The sequence below is a fragment of the Micromonospora sp. NPDC007230 genome, assembly GCF_042869115.1.
GTDB lineage: Bacteria > Actinomycetota > Actinomycetes > Mycobacteriales > Micromonosporaceae > Micromonospora.
Genome location: NZ_JBIAFE010000076.1, coordinates 1 through 1,490 on the forward strand (window position 1 = coordinate 1; position 1,490 = coordinate 1,490).

1 protein-coding gene is annotated in these 1,490 nt (G+C 65.7%); it reads left to right on the forward strand.

Annotated features, from left to right (window positions below; genetic code table 11):
- Positions 1-1,383, forward strand: a 1,383-nt coding sequence (gene ltrA, locus ACFYML_RS36580; protein WP_387425013.1) for a group II intron reverse transcriptase/maturase, incomplete at its 5' end; no start/stop codon positions are given.
- Positions 1,384-1,490 lie beyond the last annotated feature (107 nt).

Sequence of the window (1,490 nt, forward strand, 5' to 3'; positions counted from 1 at the left end):
GTACTGGGGATCCAGGCCAAGCTGCACCGTTGGGCTCGTGATGATCCTCGTCGCGTGTTCGACGACCTGTTCAACCTCGTCACCGATCGTGCGTTTCTGTTGGTGGCGTGGGATCGGGTGCGGAGCAACAAGGGCGCCAAGACCGCCGGGGTGGACGGCGCGACCGCGCTGTCCATCGTCGCGCGGGTCGGGGTCGAGGAGTTCCTCGACGGGCTGCGGGCCTCGTTGAAGGACCGCAGCTTCCGGCCGGTGCCGGTGCGGGAGCGGATGATCCCCAAGCCCGGTGGCAAGCTGCGCCGGTTGGGGATCGCGACGATCACCGACCGGGTGGTGCAGGCGTCGCTGAAGCTGGTGCTGGAGCCGATCTTCGAGGCGGATTTCCTCCCGTGTTCCTACGGGTTCCGCCCGGGACGCCGGGCCCATGACGCGGTGGCCGAGATCCGTTACCTGGCTACGAGACCACGCAGCTACGAGTGGGTCGTGGAAGGTGACATCAAGGCCTGCTTCGACGAGATCGACCACACCGCCCTGATGGGCCGGGTACGTGGCCGCATCGCCGACAAGCGCGTGTTGGACCTGGTGAAGGCGTTCCTGAAGTCGGGCATCCTCGGCGAGGACCGCCAACTGCGGGAGACCAACGCCGGCACTCCGCAAGGGTCGATCCTGTCCCCGCTGCTGAGCAACATCGCCTTGTCGGTGCTGGACGAGTATGTCGCCCAGCGCCCTGGTGGCCCGTCCACCAGCAAGGTCGAGAAGGCGAGGCGGCTTCGGCACGGCCTGCCGAACTTCAAGCTGGTTCGGTATGCCGACGACTGGTGCCTGATGATCAAAGGCAGCCAGGCGGACGCCGAAGCGCTGCGGGAAGAGATCGCCGGGGTCCTGGCCACGATGGGCCTGCGCCTGTCAGAGGCCAAGACTCTGATCACCCACATCGACGAGGGGATGGACTTCCTCGGCTGGCGCATCCAGCGTCATCGCAAGAGGGGGACCAACCGGCATTTCATCTACACCTATCCGGCCAAGAAGTCGCTCAAAGCGGTGATGGCCAAGGTGAAGACCCTGTGCCGGCAGGTCGAGGTGAACCAGCCGCTGGACGACCTGATCCGCAGGCTCAACCAAGCGGTACGGGGCTGGTGCGCCTACTTCCGGCCCGGCGTATCGTCGGCGACCTTCGCCTACCTCAGCCACTACCTGTGGCAGACGGTCTGGCGATGGCTCCGGCGAAAACACCGCCGGACCACCTGGAAGGAACTGCGCCGCCGCTACTGCGACGGCGGATGGTGGCCCCACGGACAACGGGAACTGTTCGACCCGGAGAAACTGAGCACCACTCGGTACCTCTACCGCGGCGCGAACATCCCCACTCCCTGGCCAACCACCTAACGACGAGACACCACGACCCCGCACGGGACTTGTGGAGAGCCCGGTGCATTGAAAGGTGCACGCCGGGTTCGGGAAGCGGCCCGCAGAAACAGACCGACCAAAAAAAA